Source organism: Oscillospiraceae bacterium, assembly GCA_034925865.1.
Lineage (GTDB): Bacteria > Bacillota > Clostridia > Oscillospirales > SIG627 > SIG704.
In genome coordinates, this window is sequence record JAYFRN010000014.1 from 1 (window position 1) to 19,151 (window position 19,151).

The following is a 19,151-nucleotide window of genomic DNA, read 5'->3' on the forward strand; positions in this document are numbered from 1 at the left end:
TGTATCACTTCTGCTCCGCTTTGTCAAGCACTTTTTTAAGATTCTTTTCATCTTTTTTCGTGCCTATCAGCCCCTTGCTTCCGTGCGCCGCTCCGTTTTCGGCGGCTTTTGTATTGTAACATGCACGTATGCTTTTGTCAATATTAAAATTGATTTTATTTGCACAATTAACGCGCTATTATTATCCGCATTGTTGTACATATTATACATGGTTGTATATATTCATGCAGCATAGTACTACTTGTTGTATATGAATAACTGCTATTTTCACGGCAATAATACATATACTAATCAATCGACCTTATCGGAGGAATATTAATGACCACAATTCTGATAAGACTCGTCCTATCATACTTCATAACTCTTGCCGCAATGCGAGCAATGGGTAAACGTCAGATAGGACAAATGCAGACAGGCGAGCTTGTTATCGCCTTCTTCCTTTCAGAGCTTGCCGCCGCTCCGATAATCGACAGCTCTATCCCGATTATGTTTGGAATTCTACCCGCGCTGGCTCTTATTTCTCTTGAAGTCATATTTTCTTATCTTTCGGTCAAAATCCCTCTGTTTAAAGTCCTGTTTGATGTAAAGCCTTCTTTGCTGATATCAAAAGGTAAAATGTCAATAGACGAGCTCCAGAAAGCTCGCATGACTTCCGACGAACTTTTAAGCCGCCTCCGCCTGTGCGGAGTATTTAATCCGGCCGATGTATATTATGCCATTCTCGAACCAAACGGCGAACTCAGCGTTTTACTGCGAAGCTCAAAACTACCTCCTGTTTTCTCAGATTTTCCCCGCGAAGCAAGAATTTCAATACCTTCAGAAGAGCCCGGAATCGCTCATGCCATAATCGAGGACGGAAAGCCAAACAAAAAAGCTCTTTCCGAGCTTAGCATGGATTTAAATGATTTAAATAAATTATTAGAAGAGCGCGGTCTTCCTCCTCCGGATGATATATTTCTTCTTACCTCCGATGAAAACAGCACGCTTTATTTTACACAACGAAAACAACGTAAATAATACTGAAATTTACTATATGAGATTATATGAAAAATTTTATCTTTTCTCTATCGCTTGCGATAATACTTTGTTCTCTTGTGGCTCTGAACGCCGCTTCTATACGCTCCGCCTGCAGCGAGCTACTCGATGCCTCACGCTCTCTCCCTTCCGATCTTTCCGAATTTCAAGAAAAGAGCTCTGACGAATGCTTTAATAATATTGAAGATCTTTTAGAAAATTACAAATTTCTTTTCAATATCTCAATTTCAGAATCAACGCTGCTTTGTGTGCGTATATCTTTTAAAAAATGCCGCGAATATTATAAATCGGATGATTTTCCGCAATACATCGCCGAACGCGCCGCATTAATAGAAAATCTTATGGTTATATACGAATCAGATAATATTTCAATTAAAAACATTCTATGATCGCTTTTCGGTATCATCAATTTTATCTTCGCTTTTGCCTGTTTCGCCTCTTTTACCTTTTCGCTCTCTGATTTTATCGCATATGTTCACCACAAAATTAAACAGGCACAAAAGTACGCAGCTTATCCCCACCGAAGCAAAAAAGCACATCAGAATTTCTCCGAGTAAAACCATTTTTTCATTCATCCCTCTAATCTCCTCTTCTCCGTTTGGCGAGTCCGGTTCAAAAGCTTTCCGTATTATATTATATGCCGCCTTCAATATTATTGTCCCGCGATAAAAACAGCATTTAATGTTGTTTTATAATAGAAAGCCCATATGTCAAAGACTTCGATGATTATTTAAGTTGTCACTTGATAACGCAGCTCTGATATATGTGTTAAACTGACTGAAATATTAATATCAAAAACCCATCGGCTTTGCGCTTGCCAATATTATATGTAAGGTATATAATTATGGAAAATATGCTTTTTCGGAGGTTTTTATATGCTTTTCACAGGGTATTCCCGTTTGGACATCACCCCTCCGCTCGGAATCGGTCTGAACGGTTATTTTCATTACAGATTTTCGGACGGTGTGCTCGATCCGCTGTACGCAAACGCGCTTGCCGTTTCTGACGGCAACGGTCGCGCCGTCATAATCAGCGTCGATATAGTGGGAATTCCGCTTCTGATTGTGAAAGAAGCCGTCCGTCGCATCAGCGAACGCTGCCGCATTCCGGAAAATGCCGTGATTGTCGCATGTACACACATACATACCGGGCCGAGCATCGTCGGAGGCGATTCGGATTCAACATATAATGAAATCCTCCTCCGCAAGCTCGGTGACGCTGCCTTCATGGCTCTGTCCGCGCTGCTTCAGACCACTGTCTCCGTTTCACATTCCGAAGCTCGTAATGTATCCTTCATACGCCGGTTCCGCATGAAGGACGGAACCGTGCGAACCAATCCCGGCATCGACAATCCCGATGTTGCCGGAAAGCTCGGCGAAGAAGACAATGAGGTTCAGTCCGTGCTTCTCACCCGAACAGGCGGCAGAAATCTTCTTCTTGTTCATTTTCAGGTACATCCTGACGTAATCGGAGGAAATAAATATTCTGCCGATTTTCCCGGCTTCGTCCGTAAAACCGTCGAAAGCGTCCTTCCGGACACCGACTGCATATATTTCAACGGCGCTCAGGGCGACACCAACCATATAAATCCCAATCCGCCCGAGGGCCGGCCATGGGGAGGATACGAGCATGCAAAGAGCATGGGACGCGCCATTGCCCTTTCCGCCCTCGCCTCTCTGGACAAATCAAAGCAAGCCTCCGATGCTCCGGTCAGATTTTCGCGGATCGACACTCCGGTTCCGGTCCGCCGCTTCTCCGCGTCCGAAATTTCCGAAGCAGAGGCCGTTTGCGCAAATAGCCAAGCCGGAAATGTAAGGTCCTCCAGCATGGAAGAACTCGGACGCGTGGCCTGCGCACGAAAAATACTGAAATATTCTAAGTTCGCTTTCATTGAACTCCCGATTTTCGCAATCGCCTTTTCTGATGTGTTATTTGTTTCAATGCCGGGCGAACCCTTCACCGAAATAGGTCGTCAGATTAAAAACTCTTTCGGTTCATTCATCGCAACGCTCCCGCTTTGCTGCGCTAACGGTTATCAAGGCTATTTGCCCACCCGGGATGCCTTTGAGGGAGATGGCGGAGGATATGAAGCTCTTTCCTGTGTGTTTGAGCCCGGCGTGGCGGAAAAGCTTATCGAAAGCGGCATAAAGCTTAAGTCAAAGCTTTCCTGACAGTGGAACGGTCGGGCAAGAAAGAGGAACGGTTGCTTTTTGAAAAAAGCTCCGCAAAAACTTCAATATATAATATCTTCAGAAAGTTTTAGCAGGTATAAACCGATCAAAGCTCTATAGAATCAAGGGCTTTGAAATTCAATATAAATTGCTTGCCATTATTATTAACTTGGCATTTAAATGCAGAGTTAATAAAAGAGCCTTACGAAATGATTTAATTTAACCATTCGCAAAGCTCTTTTTTATTTCATTGCAGAGTTAATAATCAGTTAATTTTCTTTTTCTTTCCAATAATAACGCAGCAGGACAATACAGCCAATACGGCCAATACGGCAACGCCGCTTTCTCCGGTAACGGGAGACTCCTTAGTTCCGTCATCTTCTTCATCTGTGATGTTATCATCCGTTTCCTTTACTATGTCAAGGACGTTGGATTTTATAATTCTGTCGCCTTCGCCTCCAAAGCCCTGGTCAGAGACATATATTGTATTGTTGATCACAACAACACCGGAATAATTGCTGCTCTGACTGTCTTTAGCAAGCTCAGTTACTTCAGAAAGATCGGATTTGTTGAGAACCTTGACCACGGAGTTTGTTTTGTTATAAGTGGAAACAAGAACATAATCTTCAAAAAGCTCGACACCGTATGCTTCGGAGAGCGCGCATTTTGAAATAACGCTCTTTCCGTCTGCGGATATTTTGACAAGATGATCACCTTTGCTGCCGGTGCCGTCAACCTTTGCTCCGACGTAAATCGTTCCGTCGGAATCTATATCAAGGTAATTGGCTTCCGCGCTTTCTGTTCCGATAAGCTTTTTAAAATCAAGAACGCCATTATCAGCAAAAGAGGAATTCATAACAGGCGCCTTCGGATCGGTCACATCATAGCATTCTATTGCATTCGGTCCGTAGTTGAGAACTACATAAACATAATACTTGCCGTCCCGCTTTGTGACAGATACGCCGTTTATACCAAACACAGCTTCTCTTGTTATCTTGACGTCTGCAATCTCTTTAAATTCGGTATCAAGAACGACGATGTTTGCATATAAATCCTTGCCCGCGGAAGCGACCTCGCCTACATATATGTATCCTCTGTCATCGCAGGAGATTCCTTTAGGATAACCGTTGTCATCGTTGACATAGGAAGCAACTATCTTTCCTGCGGCAATGTCATACTTTTTCAATGAACGCGTGTTCTGCAAAAGACCGCAGTAGGCAAATTTTCCGTCGGGGGAAACCGTAAAGCCTCTCATTTCGTAAGTCCCAATGTCCGCATTCTTGAACACAACCAGATCGGAAAACGTGGCGCTTTTCATAACATCGTCATAAGAGCCCGCGGAAACAACGGTAAATGACATGGTCAACAGCACAGCAACCAGTAAGCAAACCATTTTTTTCATTACATTTTCCTTCATATTTGTCATTGTTAACAAGGTTATACACCCGAAAGCAATTCTTGTCTATACTGTTTCAAATGTTTTTTATTTTCTAAAATCAATACTATAAATAGTAAATATTTTTATTTGCGCCACAGTCTCATCGTCAGTGAATTGATTTTATATAAACAAAGCAGCTATAACAGCCAAAACACCGTTGATATACTTCCATATCCATACTTAATAAGCAGAAAACTTTTCTGAATATTTCCGTTATATGAGCTTTACACTGTCATTTTACATATAGGGCATTTTTCATTTAGATACCACCATAATTAGTCGTAAAATCTCTTTCCACATGCGCTTGATTCGTTCATGCCCACGAACTAACAGGTAGATTCATTTCGTGACCGTACGCTAACCGTGAAATATCCGCATATTCATGCTTAAACAATCAAGTTTTGTATGTGCTGGGCGAACAAGCAAAAGGCAGAGATTTTAACCATCTTCTCTGCCTTGCATATGTATTGTACCTTTTATAATATCATAATATTATAATATTTTTCTGAATTTAGTTTTGAGAAAAATAACTATATGATGATACATTGCTTCCTGATGTGAATACACCAATACTTTGAGTTCCAAAACAATAATTATATGCTGTTCGATGTAACGCATTGCGGGAAAAAACGCCCGCACCGCTATCACCATGTTTACATGTATAGCTCGCTAATATAAGATTATATATAGTTTTATTATAATCGGCAAGATAGACACTTTGATTAATAGCTAGAATACCTCCTTCTGAAATGTCCGAATACGCCCCATGCATTTCTATCAAAGCCCCGGTAACATAAACATTTATATAAGAATAAGTAGATTGACCTCCAAAAAAACTATTTGTACTCGGAAGTACCAGGCCGCTTTGTGGACTCATTTCTGCATTAAGTCTATCTCCGTTGTTGCCAAAAACATAAGAATGTTGAGATCCAATTATTCCCCCATTTGCCGCCGCAAAGAAATGAGTATCAGAGCTATCATAAGCAGCATGACCGGCTGTCAGAAATTCCCGGTCTGAATATCTCGGACCCGCTGTATAAGCATAACCACCTTTAATTATTCTTAAACCAGGATAAAGATAAGTTTCAAATAATGACGTTTCAAAAGAGCTTTCGGAATATTTTGCCATATAATTTCCTTCAGGTGGACAATTATCATTAGCATAACCGGGAGTTGTTTCGAAAGACATACCTTTTGGAAGCACAGAAATGTTAACATATCGCAAATCAATATATTGTGCTACGAGTTTTTCAATTTTATCATTATAACTATAAAGTACAATATCAATCATATTAGTTACGTCGTTAGCATCGAGTACAGCAATATTGTACTCTTTCATATATGGTACGAGCGAGAGTCGTACATTTTCAAGATAAGACAATGATTTATCAACAATGTTATATGTGACTTTTTGATCGTTGATTGTTTTACAGATGGAATTAATATTGCTTTTGTCAACATCAGTAACATTAACCACAAGATTGCCAGTTTCGTCCAAGTAAATTCCGCCAAAAACATCATCCGGTATTTCAGATATCAATTTGCCTGCTGCTGTAGGTGAAAAAGTATGTACCCCTTTATTTCGAAAAATATAGTCCTTCATTATTACCAGCTTTTAAAACTGTGAAAGTACTATTATCAGCTCCAAAATTAAGAGTAAGTGTGTCAGTAAGCAATTTTAATTGTTTACCTTTAAAATCGCTTCTTACAAAATAATAATAACGAAAATCCTGTAATTTCAGTTTAATATTCTCGAAGAAGCTTTTGGATGCATTAAAATCATATCCTTTACCCAAGGAAGCCATATCTTGATATGTGTTTCCATCAAATATAATATAACCTCTTGCTATTGTTGGTTTAAAGAATGATTTATAGATTTGGACGAAAATTAAAATTGGCATACTCTCTTCACTGTTTTGTTTGTAAACCACTGTGTCGATTGTTATATTTTCAGGAACATGATAATAGACCGAAACTGCCAAGAATAAGAGCAAAGCAGCACTGATAGAATAAATAAGTAATCGCTTCTTGTGCGTAATAATTATCCCCCCCAAAAATTATAATGACCGTGCTTTCTCTAGTAAAAGCAAAGCAACTGTACTTACATTTCGTTTATTACATCAATACATATGCTGTATATGATATATAAACAAAAAACTAATAATAAACCATTGTCATATCCCCTCCTCATATAAGCATCGCCATGTTCAAGTACAATACATTAATGAATTGCTTGCTATAATATATTATGCTCCTAATCTCATTTAATGTCAATAGTATTTTAATGCTATATTTTGATATATAAAGCAGTAGACAAAAGCCATTATTCAATAGACTTTATTTATTTGATTCCCGCGTTCATAATAAAATTTATATATAACAATACTGGCGGCAACGCAGATATAAATACCGTAAGTATCGTACTCTTTGTCAGACGTGATATCAAGCATACCACTATGGCATATAGTACTGATATAATATATACCGCGGCAAAAACAAGCATCGCGCATTGAATAATGCTTATGTCCATATAAGGCAAGTATGGCAGTTGCAGACTTGCCATCGGGAATCCGCCTCCGGGGAAGTCGTACCTTATCGCATTTAGAAATATTGTGAAAAAGATAAATATCAATGAAAAAGCAGTTGAAAGGATAATAGTTGCCTTAATTTTAGTTGAATATATACATCCCCGCCCGTTTTTTGCAGAGGTTAATATTGTTTCAAAACCGCTCTCGCGTTCGGCGGAAAACACTCGCGCAAAGCAAAATACCATCATCATAAATAACAATATATCAAATCCGTTTAAAAACAGAGAAAGCCAGCCGGTGTCATACAAAAAGCATACATCGATACCACGAGCTTCCATTTCTTTAATATATACGTATTTCGTTTGGACCTTTGCTTCAAGGACCGAACTTTTATATTCAGCAACATAACACGAATCTATATATTTGTTAAACTCCGTACTGGATATAACGCCTTTATTTAAGTCGGATCTCATTTGATCTTTCATATCCATTATACATTTCATATTCCAGAGTTCTTTGGGAATGAAGCTCTCTTTTTCATCTGTCAGCTCGCCCTGTAATACCGACATATAATCCTTATACGTTTTATCGTCAAGTGTTTTGCTATAATCGGTCGAAAAAGCAAAAATGATGATTTTCAATGACAGAAATAAAAGAAAAATATAAACAGCTTTATTCTTAATTAATTGCTTTTTTAATTCCCAAATTAAAAGATTGTGTTGTGACATAACAACTTTATGTCGCTGTAACGATGTTCTCTCTTTCACTATGCGGGGCGATTTTCTTCGATTACACAGATACAATATACGACAGAATAACACAAGTAGCAAAACGGCAATAGCTGTTACCGATATTATGCAAACGGGATAAGAAACCGAAAGCCCGAAAATATTTATTCCGTGATAACGAAGGAGCAATTCGCTTTTTGCGGAAAGCGTGTATAAATTACACAGCGGTAAAAAACTGTTGTTGCCGCCGATTCCCGAGAATAAATAATGACCGGCCGCATATAAAAACGACACGAGAATCGCAGGTATAAGCTTGCGTGTTATCATCGCAATCAGATAAATACTAAGCGCAAACATATAAAACGACGCCATGTTCATTAACATTTTCGCTGCTGTTGCCGACAGGAATGAAAACATATAAGGGCAATACTCAAATGCAGGTGATGTCTGAATAGGCAGCATTAAGGAATGTAGACCATACTTTATTAAGAAGCCCGCCGCGCTTGAAACAGTCATTGCGGCAACCGCGGAAACCGATATTATCAGAAGCGTCACAAGCTTTGTAGAAATGATAACGGTTTTACCGCGCTTTGCGCAGTTAAGAAGAGATATCATATTGCTTTCATGCTCTGTCAGGCTCAGCCTTACCGCCGAAAAAAGACAAATTACGCAGATAAATATAGCCTGCCAGTTGTATAAAAGAAGCTCTGTAACTCCGACAGTATCAGCGCTATCAGCAGTATCAGCAGTATCAACAGCAGCTTTTATATCAAGGCTTTTTGTTTCATTGTATTTTTTAATTATTTGTTTTTGATACTCAATCAGATAATTGTTGCTTCCGGTATCACTTAGGGATAAAAGATGCTTTTCCGCATTGCTAATAACTGCATTAATATCTTTGTTATAATTTGCCGCGTACTCATTTATTCCTATGTTATTATCGAGTTTTGGCGTTACAAGCAGGCATAAAATAAAATTGAGGATAAGACATCCGATAAACAAACAGACTGCCATTTTTTCTCGAAACAGCTTCTTAAGCTCGAATCCGACAATTCTCATACCGCACCGCCGAAAACGCTTAGATAATAATCTTCAAGAGTCGGCTCCGCCTCCTCCGCTTCGGCATCGGGCCTGATATCAGACAGCAATTTTATTTTTACGCCGTTACCGCTTTTTATTATATTTACAATCGGAAATTCAGACTTCATACGCTCAGCTTTTTCGGTATCGCATTCAATACTCCACACGCGTCCAGACATTTTTCCAGCCAGCGCGTCCGGATGACCATGATCGACTATTTCGCCTTTCTTGAGCAATATAGCCTCTTTCGCCGTATATTCAATATCAGAAACTATGTGAGTCGCGATAATAAGCGTAGAATCGAGTGCCGCAGAGGAAAGCACGTTTCTGATAACGATTCGCTGTTTTGGATCAAGTCCGGCGCTCGGTTCGTCAAGTAAAAGTATTTTCGGCTTCCCCAGCATAGCACATATTAATGATAAACGCTGTTTCATCCCGCCGGAAAAAGTTTTTATATATTGGTCTTTACATTCGGTAAGCTCGACCGCGGAAAGCAATTCAAACGCCTGTTTTTTTGCCTCATCACGTTTAACTCCCTTGAGTTCGGCTATGTAGTACAGCATTTCAATGGCTTTGAAATTTAGATATAAAGGGCAATACTGCGGCATATATCCGATTTGTTCAAAGTATCTGTCCTTCATCTCCGATATTCGCTCACCGTCAAGAGAAATATCTCCGCTGTCAGAAATAAGGTTATTGGTTAAAACATTCATCAAAGTGCTTTTTCCGCTTCCGTTCGGACCAAGCAGGGCATATATGCCTGATTCGAATGAAAAAGAAAATTTATTAAGCGCCTTGCATGATTTATAAGATTTACAAAGCTCGCTTATTTTTAACATAAATTCATCACCTTTATAGCGGCATGTCAAAACAAGCCGCCGCTTTATTTGTATATCTGATGTTCGTTTGCAGTTGTTTCCTCCTTTTAATTTTGGTTTGATTTCTATCGAAAAATTATTTTGTAATCACATAATCCCCAGTAACAGTATTTATTATGAGAATATTGTCTAAATCTTCAATGCCGCCGTTTTCATTGTTATACTTATATAATGTCGCGCCAATATAATTACCCACCGAACAAGAATTCACATCCAAACCGGCTAACATATATACATGACAATCAATTGGCAGAGTGCATAAAACGGTGTCTCTCTTGTCAGCCAGAGAAAGCAGGTGTAATTCATTCGATTTTGAATATGTGACTTCTTTATTTGTCATTGGGTCATGTCCCAGTAATATAGGGTTTGATGAGAGCGGCAAATATAATATGCCTTCGTCAAGAAGTCTAAAATCAACAACGTCGGTTACCAAATCTTCAATTTCTCCGGTTTTAATATTTTTGCGTGATACACTATATAATACCGATTCTGCGTTTTTATCATATTCTGTCTGGAATATGTATTTCCACCCCTCGTTTATCAAACTAGGCGGATCTTTTTCTTCTTTTCTGTTTTTAAAATCCAAATCGGTAGAAAAATATTTATAACTATTTTCGCCAAACCATATGACCCGTCCGTTGCTTAAAGAACGAAAAGAGACATTTTCATCAAGACTGTCATCATCGAGCTTTTCCACAGTGTTTGTGCCTTTATTATATCGAAAGAGTCTATATTCAATTTTAATGTCTTCTTCGTCATCTTTATTCTTTATATAAGTCATTGAATTGAAATATATATTTCCTTCTATCTCGTATATTCCTCTGACATCTGTATCTTTATCAAAAATCTTCTCTGCTTTCTCGCTTTCTATATCATAATACCACAGGCTGTTTTGTGTGAAACTTTTGTATTTCGTAAAATAAACGCGATCTGCGGTGACGGTTATCATATCATCAATACCGTAAAAAACGCATTTAGCATTATCATGAGTGCAAAGCGGATCAGGGCAGGCATACGATTTAGAACCGTCTTCAACATTATATTTGAGCAATGTCTTCGAATGTACGGCAAATATGTACTTTGAATTTATTTTTGTATCTGTGTTTTTTGTATTTGGGTTATCTTGCATATTATTGCATGAAAAAAGTGGCAGGCAAAATAGTACGCATAATATTAAAATTAATAAATGTTTCATGATTCCTTCTGTTATTTAATATCGGCGGCAGCAACGAAGATAATATCATTTACTTTGTAATCACATAATCCCCTGTAACAGTATTTATTATGAGAATGTTGTCTAAGTATTCGATGCCGCCGTTTTCATTATTGATTTTATATAATCTCACGCCTATATGATCACCAACAGAATAAGAATTCTCATTCCAACCGGATAATGAATTTATATAACAATCTTTTGGCAGGGTACATAGAATGGTATCACTTTTATCGGTCAGCGAAAGCAGGTGCAGCTCATTTGATTTTGAATATTTTATTTCTTTATTTGTCGTTACATCGTGACCAATTGATATCGGATTTGGTGAGAGCGGCAAATACAATATACCTTCGTCAAGCATTCTTATATCTGTCGCATTTTTAATCAGAGTTTCTATTTCACCGGTGCTAATATTTTTTCGCAAGGCGTCATATAGTAATGTATTGTTGTCATATCTCATTCTACATGTATATTCCCATTCCCCTTTTTTCAAACCATTATCGACTTTTTCGTCTTTCCTATTTTTAAAATTATAATCGGTCGAAAAACACTTATTGCTTTCGCTTCCCTTCCATATGATCCGTCCATTATTTATATAGTGGAATGTCACGTTTTCATCTAAAGCTCCATCGTCAAGCTTATCCACAGTATTTAAATCTTTATTATATCGAAAGAGGCTATATTCGATTTCAATGTCTTCTTCGTCATCTTTATCCTTTATATAAGTCATTGAATTGAAATATATGTTGCCTTCTATCTCATATATTCCCATGATATCCGTATCTTCATCAAAAATTTTTTCTGTTTTCTCACTGTTTATATCATAATACCAGAGGCTGGCTGCTGTGAAGCTTTTCATTTTTGTAATAAACGCGATCTGCGGTTACGGTTATAGCATCTTGAATGCCGTAAAAAACGCATTTAGCATTATCATGAGTGCAAAGCGGATCAGGGCAGGCATACGATTTAGAGCCGTCTTCAACATTATATTTGAGCAATGTCTTCGAATGTACGGCAAATATGTACTTTGAATTTATTTTTGTGTCTGTGTTTTTTGTATTTGGGTTATCTTGCGTATTATTGCATGAAAAAAGCGGCAGGCAAAATAGTACACATAATATTAAAATTAATAACTTTTTCATTATTCTTTCTATTCCTTGATAAAATATCATATCCATATATTGATATTGGCGTGGATAAAGATGCCCTATTTATCTTGCTCGTTATCAGCATTTTAACTAATGCAATATATAAATATTTATTAATACTTCGGTGAGTGCCTTGTAATTTTATTTATTGATTATTATAAAATAATTTTATAATTTTTTTATTTACCCATTATTCCAGGGATGACTATAATTCGCTGTATGTCCATTTATGCAAAACATTCCTTGAGCTTCTATAAGGCTTTTTGAGTCATCTGCTGAAAGTTGATTCATTATATACTTAGCACTTGATTTTTCTTTTGCTCTTGTCATCAAAGTTCCTCCTATCCATGTATTAGTATCGAAATAAGTATATCCAACCTTTATTGCTAAATACGATGAATTTATTGCGGTTATATCGCCGTATGCAATTTGATCGGTGCTTTGACTGTTGTTCCATAAGCAACCAGTTCCAAGTTGTTGTGCTCCGTCATATATACCAACTCCACCCATACCATACGCAGAAGCAGAAAATGTAAGCGCTGTTGCTATCAAGATCATTGTAATAACAGTAAACCCTAGTTTCTTTAATTTCATATTTTTCCTCCTACAATTTTAATTAACATTATAAGACACTCAGAGCAGTATATCATTATAATAAAGCTTTGGTTTATTATAATATCAAAATAAGATATAAATGGCAAGTTTGCATTTATAATATATTAATCAATGTCTGCCAAATAAATATCACACAGCAGTGAATATATTTTTGCTTATCCTCCAAAATATGAATGTCTTTATATCATTACTTTAACCATTTACTTTGTAATAACATAATCCCCAGTAATAATATTTATTATGAGAATATTGTCTTGATATTCGATGCCGCCGTTTTCATTATTGATTTTATATAATCTTAAACCTATATAATTACCCACCGAAAAAGAATTCACATTCCCACGAGCCAACGAACACACATAGCAATCTTTTGGCAGGGTACATAGAATGGTGTCACTTTTATCGGTCAGTGAAAGCAAATGCAATTCATTTGATTTTGTATATGTGATTTCTTTATTTGTCGTTACATCGTGACCAAGTGATATCGGATTTGATGAGAGCGGCAAATATAATATACCTTCGTCAAGCATTCTTATATCTGTCGCATTTTCAATCAGAGTTTCTATTTCACCTGTATTAATATTTTTTCGCGAGGCATCAAATAATAACGTGTTGTTATCATATCTCGTTTTACATATATATTCCCATCCCCATTTTTTCAAACCATCATCGACTTTATCGTCTTTCCAATTTTTAAAATTGTAATCGGTCGAAAAACATTTATGGCTTTCGTTTCCCTCCCATACGATCCGTCCATTACTTAAACATTGGAATGCCACGTTTTCATCTAAAGTTCCATCGTCAAGCTTATCCACAGTATTTGAGTCTTTATTATATCGAAATAAGTTGTATTCGATTTTAATGTCTTCTTCGTCATCTTTGTTTTCTTTATCCTTTATATAAAGCATTGAATTGAAATATATGTTGCCTTCTATCTCATATATTTCCATGATATCTGTATCTTCATCAAAAATTTTTTCTGTTTTCTCACTATTTATATCATAATACCAAAGACTTCTTGTTGTAAAACTTTTATACTTAGTAAAATAAACACGGTCTTCGGTTACGGTTATAATACCATCAATGCCGAAAAAAGCGCATTTAGCATTATCATGAGTGCAAAGCGGATCAGGACAGGCATACGATTTAGAGCCATCTTTAACATTATATTTAAGCAATGTCTTCGAATTTACGGCAAATATGTACTTTGAATTTATTTTTGTGTCTGTGTTTTCTTGCGTGTTATTGCATGAAAATAGCGGCAGGCAAAATAGTATGCATAATATTAAAATTATTAACTTTTTCATGATTCCTTCTGTTATTTAATATCGGCGGCTGCGACACAGATAATATCATTTACTTTGTAATAACATAATCCCCAGTAACAATATTTATTATGAGAATGTTGTCTAAGTATTCGATGCCGTCGCTTTCATTGTTATATTTGCGTAATCTCACGCCTATATAATCGCCCACTGAACCAGAAATCCCGAAAAGCCAATCAATATAACAATCTATTGGCAGGGTACATAGAACGGTATCACTTTTATCGGTCAGCGAAATCAAATGCAATTCATTTGATTTTGAATAAAAGACTTCTTTATTGGTAGCGGTGTCGTAGCCAAGTGATATTGGTTTTGACGAACGCGGCAAATATAATATACCTTTGTCAAGCATTCTTATATCTGTCGCATTTTCAATCAACGTTTCTATTTCACCGGTGCTAATATTTTTCCGCGAGGCATCAAATAATAACGTGTCGTTGTCATATCTCGTTTTACATATACATGCCCATTCCCCTTTTTTCAAACCATCATCAACTTTTTCGTCTTTCCTATTTTTAAAATTGTAATCGGTCGAAAAACACTTATTGCTTTCGTTTCCCTTCCATATGATCCGTCCATTATTTATACATCGGAATGCCACGTTTTCATCTAAAGTTCCATCGTCAAGCTTATCCACAGTATTTGAGTCTTTATTATATCGAAAGAGGCTATATTCGATTTTAATGTCTTCTTCGTCATCTTTATCCTTTATATAAAACATTGAATTGAAATATATGTTGCCTTCTATCTCATATATTCCCATGATATCCGTATCTTCATCATAAATTTTTTCCGTTTTCTCACTACTTATATCATAATACCAAATACTTCTTGTTGTAAAACTTTTGTACTTAGTAAAATAAACGCGATCTGCGGTTACGGTTATAGCATCTTGAATACCGTAAAAAACGCATTTATCATTATCATGAGTGCAAAGCGGATCAGGACAGGCATACGATTTAGAGCCGTCTTCAACATTATATTTGAGTAATGTATTCGAATTTACAGCAAATATATATTTTGAATTTATTTTTGTATCTGTGTTTTTTGTATTTGGGTTATCTTGCGTATTATTGCATGAAAAAAGCGGCAGGCAAAATAGTACACATAATATTAAAATCAATAACTTCTTCATAGGTTACTCCTGTTGTATAATATCAGCATAAATATTTTTTCTGATATTCATAAATACCCCGAAAGACTCATTAAAGGTCATGTATTACGTTTCAAATATAGTAAGCATTTATTATTACCGCGGAGAGTGTCTTATAATTTTATTTATATTTTACTTATGATTTGTTTCTTTTAACCATTATTCCAATCAGGATCATATGTTGCTGTATGTCCATTGATGCAAAACATTCCGTGAGCTTGTAATGGGGTTCTTGTGTTATCTACTGAAAGTTGCTGCATTATATACGTAGCACTTGATTTTTCTTTTGCTCCTGACATCACATCTATTGGTTTCCAAGCATCAACATCGAAATAAGTATATCCAACCCTTATTGCTAAATACGATGAATTTGTTGCGGTTATATCGCCGTATGCAATTTGATCAGTACTTTGACCGTTGTTCCATAAGCAACCAGTACCAATCTGTTGAGCACCATTATATATACCGGTACCACCCATACCATACGCAGAAGCAGAAAACGTAAGTGCTGTTGCTATCAGAATCATTGTAATAACAGTAAACCCAATTTTTTTAAATTTCATATTTTTCTCCTTTTTAAATCAATCGATATTATAAGACACTCGAAGCAGTATATTATTACAATAAAGTTTTGCTTTATTATAATATCAAAAAATGAATTTGCTTTGCGGAATGTTCTTTTTGCAATTAATTCTGCTTGCTGTAATATATTATACTCCTAATCTCATTTATTGTCAATAGTATATTAATAATATTTTTTTAATATATACAAATGTAAATAATAAACTTATTTTCACGCTTCTCACTCCTTCTGCAATATGAAAATTTGTGCAAAAAAGAGCCGCATCCTTACGTAAACAGCGTGAAGATACAGCTCTTTTCATGTACATTATATGAGTTTTAGGGGATTCTTAAGGGCCCTTTTTCAAAAGGGCCCTTAAGCGTAGTCAAACAATATTAATATATCAGCTTTAATTGCATTCCGCGCAAAGCGGACCCGCAAGCTCCTTTAAGAAGACGATTCTTCCGGGAAGGGTCGGCATGAATGAGGAGGGAATCCACATGCTCGGGCCATGGCGGAGCGTCGTCCAGAGAGACAGACCCTGCCACTGCATTCCTCTGCCGAGAGCGCCGTCGCATCCGCCGATCACTCTGTCGGAGGACAGGAAGAGACCCGGTCCTATGGTGTTAGCTCTGCAGGGAACGAGTGTCGTGCGGCTCTTAAAGCTGGTTATGGCGTTCTGTTCTATTGTATACGGATGGAGCTTTGCGCCGAGTCGATAGCACTGCTTCTTCCATTCTTCCTCGTTGGCGAAATCAGCTGCGAAATGCGGCTCCCAGAATGCGATGTGCATCATTCTGCCTATACCGAAAACGGTGACAAGCTTCGCGCCTTCCGCACGGAGAGCGGCGATTTTTTTCGGATATGTCGGAAGATTGTCGCGTGTGGCAAAATTGCGCTGTGAAGCGGGAACGGTAAGTTCGCCGAGCGGGCCGTAAAACGCATGCTCCATGGCGTATTGGAACGCGCCGGGATTTGAGCTTTCAAGAGTGTTGCCGTTGGCGTCACTCCATTCGTCCATATTGAAGCCGTATACATGAGAGCAGGAAACATTCCACGCTTTCAAGAAATATACCGCCCATTTATACATTCCCATCGGGCCGACGGGGAGAATCATAGCAAGCTTTCTGCCAATATCGCGGCAGCTCTTGATTTCAAGAGCGATCTCGTGTCCGAGAATCATATCGAAATCATATACGTTTTCACAGGGAATCAAGTCAAAATCCTTGTTCCAAAAAGACTGACGTTCGGTTATTTCCTCGGCCGCGTGAGAGCAGCATTCGTCGATCTTTTTCAGATCCCATCCGGCTGGGAAAAAGCCCTCCAGCAGGGAGCCTTTTTCGGTGGATAAAAAGTCCATAATATAACAACTCCTTTATTTTTGAGGTTTTATTAACATCATTAGATTTTATCACTTTCCGAATCGATTTACAAGGGCTTTTTTGAAAATAAGCGGTTTTCGCGGGATTTAAAGCCGTATGCCGCCTCGAAAACAATCGCCGAGGCGATAAGCACAAGTGATAAATTAAATCCGAAACGCACACAGGCAAAAACTGCCGCGCACAGAATGACTCCGGAAAAAGCGACCGAAACATAATCGCAGATTTTCTGCGCGAGGAAGCAATCTGTTTTCGAAGCAATAGCGGCATAAAGTGCGGCCCCGCCGTCAAAGCCGTTTACAGGCAAAAGATTTACAAAAGCCAGCGCGGCATTAGCCAGCACGAGGAAAAACAGATCGTCCGACGGATGCATTTTATAAAATAAATACGCTGTCGCTCCCGCGAAAATATTGGCAACCGATCCCGACACCGCGATCCAGATATCCGAATTATATCCCGAAAGCCGACCGTCAAGCGTTATCTGCGCGCCGAACGGTTTTATCTCAAAAGCTCCTATTCTCCGTCCGGCGAATGCGGCCGCGACAAAATGTCCGGCTTCATGCGCGGCGGCGGAAGCCAGCATTATCAATATATAAACGCCCGGATTGAGTATGTATAATATAAAGAAAGCAGCGAGAAAAAACACGCTGATACGTACCCGCCCCAACGTAATATACAAGCTCATGCGCCTTCGCTCCGCCCTTCTTCGTTTCCGTTTTCCCCTGCTCCGACAAACACCTCTTCCGCTCCGGCAATCGCCTCCCGTATCTCCGAAGCTACTGCAGGCAAAGCGTTTACGCGCACGAAATTTCCGCCTCCGCCTATCAGCAGCTTTACAGTATATGCCGCGCAGAAAAGCGCCAGGAGCGCCAGGAGCTTTATCAAAATTTCTGTTTTTATTATCACAGATTTTTTATTTGTGTTATTTTTATTTTTTCTTATCATTACTGCCCTTTCCCCTTTTCCACTATTATTAAACGGCATTAATAATGCCAGCCGCATTAAATATTCTATTCCGGGCAGAGCAGATATTTGCTTTAAGAAGCGTTATGTTAACAAATTGTTCATCATTATTGTATAAAATGAGGCAGAGAGCATCGTTGAATTGTCAAAAGCAGATAAAAAAGCTGCTCAAGAAGCAGCGAAAGGAATCACAGTTATCACAAATGGAGAACATTCATTTTCAAATTGAACATATACCCGCAATTCTATTGGGCGAAGCGGCAGATAAAATCTATCTGTTTGTTCACGGTAAATGCGGCAATAAAGAAGAAGCGGAGCACTTCGCAGAAATTGTCAGCCCCAAAGGCTGGCAGGTTCTGAGCATTGACCTGCCGGAGCATGGGGAGCGCGGCTTTGAAAAAGGCACATTTGATCCGTGGCATGTCGTGCCTGAGCTTCAAAGCATAATGCTGTACTTAAAGCCGAGATGGAAGAAAATCGGGCTGAGGGCAAACAGCATAGGCGCATGGTTTTGTATATTAGCTTACGATGATGAAGCTTTTGAGAATTGCTTATTTGTTTCTCCTATCCTAGATATGGAAAGACTAATTCGCGATATGATGAAGCAGGCTTGCGTATCGGAAGAGCTGCTTCAACAGAAGCAGGAAATCAAAACTGATTTCGGTGAAACGTTGTCATGGAAATATCTGACGTACGTTAAAGAGCATCCTATTATGAAATGGGATTCGCCGACAGAAATCCTATATGCCGGAAATGATAATCTGACAAAGCGGTGCGCTGTGGATGATTTTTGCGCGCGTTTTCATTCGAATTTATCTGTCATGGAAAACGGTGAGCACTGGTTTCATACGCAGGAACAACTGGCTTTTCTGGAAATGTGGACAAACAATCATACTTAACCCATTCGCTTACTATTAAAACGGCATTAAAATAAG

The 19,151-nt window shown here is 38.2% G+C and carries 20 protein-coding genes; 4 read left to right on the forward strand and 16 right to left on the reverse strand.

The annotated features are described in order from the left end of the window. The first annotated feature begins 318 nt into the window (after positions 1-318). Positions 319-1,017, forward strand: a complete 699-nt coding sequence (locus tag VB118_06725; protein MEA4832293.1) for a DUF421 domain-containing protein — start codon at positions 319-321, stop codon at positions 1,015-1,017. Between the two features lie 26 nt (positions 1,018-1,043). Beyond that, complete coding sequence (locus VB118_06730; GenBank protein MEA4832294.1) at positions 1,044-1,424, forward strand: DUF4363 family protein; 381 nt, start codon at positions 1,044-1,046, stop codon at positions 1,422-1,424. Here the strand turns inward: VB118_06730 and VB118_06735 are convergent. Further along, positions 1,419-1,610 (reverse strand): hypothetical protein, encoded by a 192-nt coding sequence (locus tag VB118_06735; protein MEA4832295.1) that lies wholly within the window; start codon positions 1,608-1,610, stop codon positions 1,419-1,421. The two genes, VB118_06730 and VB118_06735, sit on opposite strands and share 6 nt — an antisense overlap. 300 nt (positions 1,611-1,910) lie before the next feature. On the opposite strand from VB118_06735, the gene VB118_06740 reads away from it, so the two are divergent. Next, on the forward strand, positions 1,911-3,206 hold the full coding sequence (locus tag VB118_06740; protein ID MEA4832296.1) for a hypothetical protein: 1,296 nt from the start codon (positions 1,911-1,913) through the stop codon (positions 3,204-3,206). A 265-nt stretch (positions 3,207-3,471) separates the two neighbouring features. On the opposite strand, the gene VB118_06745 is transcribed toward VB118_06740, so the two are convergent. The 15 genes from VB118_06745 to VB118_06815 all read right to left on the reverse strand — a co-directional run bounded on the left by VB118_06745 (position 3,472) and on the right by VB118_06815 (position 18,198). Next, positions 3,472-4,608 (reverse strand): hypothetical protein, encoded by a 1,137-nt coding sequence (locus VB118_06745; GenBank protein ID MEA4832297.1) that lies wholly within the window; start codon positions 4,606-4,608, stop codon positions 3,472-3,474. A gap of 547 nt (positions 4,609-5,155) precedes the next feature. After that, positions 5,156-6,247 (reverse strand): hypothetical protein, encoded by a 1,092-nt coding sequence (locus VB118_06750; GenBank protein ID MEA4832298.1) that lies wholly within the window; start codon positions 6,245-6,247, stop codon positions 5,156-5,158. After that, positions 6,222-6,698: a hypothetical protein gene (locus VB118_06755; protein MEA4832299.1), complete on the reverse strand. Its 477-nt coding sequence runs from the start codon at positions 6,696-6,698 to the stop codon at positions 6,222-6,224. The genes VB118_06750 and VB118_06755 overlap by 26 nt, the downstream gene beginning before the upstream one ends. A 287-nt stretch (positions 6,699-6,985) precedes the next feature. After that, complete coding sequence (locus VB118_06760; GenBank protein ID MEA4832300.1) at positions 6,986-8,959, reverse strand: hypothetical protein; 1,974 nt, start codon at positions 8,957-8,959, stop codon at positions 6,986-6,988. Continuing rightward, entirely contained in the window at positions 8,956-9,819 is an 864-nt protein-coding gene (locus VB118_06765) for an ATP-binding cassette domain-containing protein (GenBank protein ID MEA4832301.1), read from the reverse strand. The genes VB118_06760 and VB118_06765 overlap by 4 nt, the downstream gene beginning before the upstream one ends. A 115-nt stretch (positions 9,820-9,934) precedes the next feature. Continuing rightward, positions 9,935-10,987, reverse strand: a complete 1,053-nt coding sequence (locus VB118_06770; protein MEA4832302.1) for a hypothetical protein — start codon at positions 10,985-10,987, stop codon at positions 9,935-9,937. 115 nt (positions 10,988-11,102) lie between these two features. Beyond that, positions 11,103-11,930 (reverse strand): hypothetical protein, encoded by an 828-nt coding sequence (locus VB118_06775; GenBank protein MEA4832303.1) that lies wholly within the window; start codon positions 11,928-11,930, stop codon positions 11,103-11,105. Continuing rightward, positions 11,893-12,213 (reverse strand): hypothetical protein, encoded by a 321-nt coding sequence (locus VB118_06780; protein ID MEA4832304.1) that lies wholly within the window; start codon positions 12,211-12,213, stop codon positions 11,893-11,895. The genes VB118_06775 and VB118_06780 overlap by 38 nt, the downstream gene beginning before the upstream one ends. A 189-nt stretch (positions 12,214-12,402) precedes the next feature. Further along, positions 12,403-12,813, reverse strand: coding sequence for a hypothetical protein (locus VB118_06785; protein ID MEA4832305.1), 411 nt, complete (start codon positions 12,811-12,813; stop codon positions 12,403-12,405). A gap of 221 nt (positions 12,814-13,034) precedes the next feature. Further along, the gene (locus VB118_06790; GenBank protein MEA4832306.1) at positions 13,035-14,141 is read right to left on the reverse strand and encodes a hypothetical protein; all 1,107 of its coding nucleotides are present in this window, start codon (positions 14,139-14,141) and stop codon (positions 13,035-13,037) included. 49 nt (positions 14,142-14,190) lie between these two features. Further along, positions 14,191-15,294 (reverse strand): hypothetical protein, encoded by a 1,104-nt coding sequence (locus tag VB118_06795; GenBank protein ID MEA4832307.1) that lies wholly within the window; start codon positions 15,292-15,294, stop codon positions 14,191-14,193. A gap of 170 nt (positions 15,295-15,464) precedes the next feature. Then, positions 15,465-15,875 carry a hypothetical protein gene (locus VB118_06800; protein ID MEA4832308.1) on the reverse strand — a complete coding sequence of 137 codons (411 nt, stop codon included), beginning with the start codon at positions 15,873-15,875 and terminating at the stop codon, positions 15,465-15,467. Positions 15,876-16,283: 408 nt separating this feature from the next. Next, positions 16,284-17,234: a hypothetical protein gene (locus VB118_06805; protein MEA4832309.1), complete on the reverse strand. Its 951-nt coding sequence runs from the start codon at positions 17,232-17,234 to the stop codon at positions 16,284-16,286. 68 nt (positions 17,235-17,302) lie between these two features. Beyond that, positions 17,303-17,938, reverse strand: coding sequence for a hypothetical protein (locus tag VB118_06810; GenBank protein ID MEA4832310.1), 636 nt, complete (start codon positions 17,936-17,938; stop codon positions 17,303-17,305). Continuing rightward, the gene (locus VB118_06815) at positions 17,935-18,198 is read right to left on the reverse strand and encodes a hypothetical protein (protein MEA4832311.1); all 264 of its coding nucleotides are present in this window, start codon (positions 18,196-18,198) and stop codon (positions 17,935-17,937) included. The genes VB118_06810 and VB118_06815 overlap by 4 nt, the downstream gene beginning before the upstream one ends. 221 nt (positions 18,199-18,419) lie before the next feature. Between VB118_06815 and VB118_06820 the strand changes: the two genes are divergently transcribed. Next, positions 18,420-19,115: an alpha/beta hydrolase gene (locus VB118_06820; protein ID MEA4832312.1), complete on the forward strand. Its 696-nt coding sequence runs from the start codon at positions 18,420-18,422 to the stop codon at positions 19,113-19,115. The last annotated feature ends 36 nt before the right edge of the window (positions 19,116-19,151 follow it).

What these genes read in the sequence shown, in the direction of transcription:
- VB118_06725 (MEA4832293.1), top strand. Translation starts at nt 319, where the DNA reads ATGACCACAATTCTGATAAGACTCGTCCTATCATACTTCATAACTCTT.
- VB118_06730 (MEA4832294.1), top strand. Translation starts at nt 1,044, where the DNA reads ATGAAAAATTTTATCTTTTCTCTATCGCTTGCGATAATACTTTGTTCT.
- VB118_06735 (MEA4832295.1), bottom strand. Translation starts at nt 1,610, where the DNA reads ATGAATGAAAAAATGGTTTTACTCGGAGAAATTCTGATGTGCTTTTTT.
- VB118_06740 (MEA4832296.1), top strand. Translation starts at nt 1,911, where the DNA reads ATGCTTTTCACAGGGTATTCCCGTTTGGACATCACCCCTCCGCTCGGA.
- VB118_06745 (MEA4832297.1), bottom strand. Translation starts at nt 4,608, where the DNA reads ATGAAAAAAATGGTTTGCTTACTGGTTGCTGTGCTGTTGACCATGTCA.
- VB118_06750 (MEA4832298.1), bottom strand. Translation starts at nt 6,247, where the DNA reads ATGAAGGACTATATTTTTCGAAATAAAGGGGTACATACTTTTTCACCT.
- VB118_06760 (MEA4832300.1), bottom strand. Translation starts at nt 8,959, where the DNA reads ATGAGAATTGTCGGATTCGAGCTTAAGAAGCTGTTTCGAGAAAAAATG.
- VB118_06765 (MEA4832301.1), bottom strand. Translation starts at nt 9,819, where the DNA reads ATGTTAAAAATAAGCGAGCTTTGTAAATCTTATAAATCATGCAAGGCG.
- VB118_06770 (MEA4832302.1), bottom strand. Translation starts at nt 10,987, where the DNA reads ATGCAAGATAACCCAAATACAAAAAACACAGATACAAAAATAAATTCA.
- VB118_06775 (MEA4832303.1), bottom strand. Translation starts at nt 11,930, where the DNA reads ATGAAAAGCTTCACAGCAGCCAGCCTCTGGTATTATGATATAAACAGT.
- VB118_06780 (MEA4832304.1), bottom strand. Translation starts at nt 12,213, where the DNA reads ATGAAAAAGTTATTAATTTTAATATTATGTGTACTATTTTGCCTGCCG.
- VB118_06785 (MEA4832305.1), bottom strand. Translation starts at nt 12,813, where the DNA reads ATGAAATTAAAGAAACTAGGGTTTACTGTTATTACAATGATCTTGATA.
- VB118_06790 (MEA4832306.1), bottom strand. Translation starts at nt 14,141, where the DNA reads ATGAAAAAGTTAATAATTTTAATATTATGCATACTATTTTGCCTGCCG.
- VB118_06795 (MEA4832307.1), bottom strand. Translation starts at nt 15,294, where the DNA reads ATGAAGAAGTTATTGATTTTAATATTATGTGTACTATTTTGCCTGCCG.
- VB118_06800 (MEA4832308.1), bottom strand. Translation starts at nt 15,875, where the DNA reads ATGAAATTTAAAAAAATTGGGTTTACTGTTATTACAATGATTCTGATA.
- VB118_06805 (MEA4832309.1), bottom strand. Translation starts at nt 17,234, where the DNA reads ATGGACTTTTTATCCACCGAAAAAGGCTCCCTGCTGGAGGGCTTTTTC.
- VB118_06810 (MEA4832310.1), bottom strand. Translation starts at nt 17,938, where the DNA reads ATGAGCTTGTATATTACGTTGGGGCGGGTACGTATCAGCGTGTTTTTT.
- VB118_06815 (MEA4832311.1), bottom strand. Translation starts at nt 18,198, where the DNA reads ATGATAAGAAAAAATAAAAATAACACAAATAAAAAATCTGTGATAATA.
- VB118_06820 (MEA4832312.1), top strand. Translation starts at nt 18,420, where the DNA reads ATGGAGAACATTCATTTTCAAATTGAACATATACCCGCAATTCTATTG.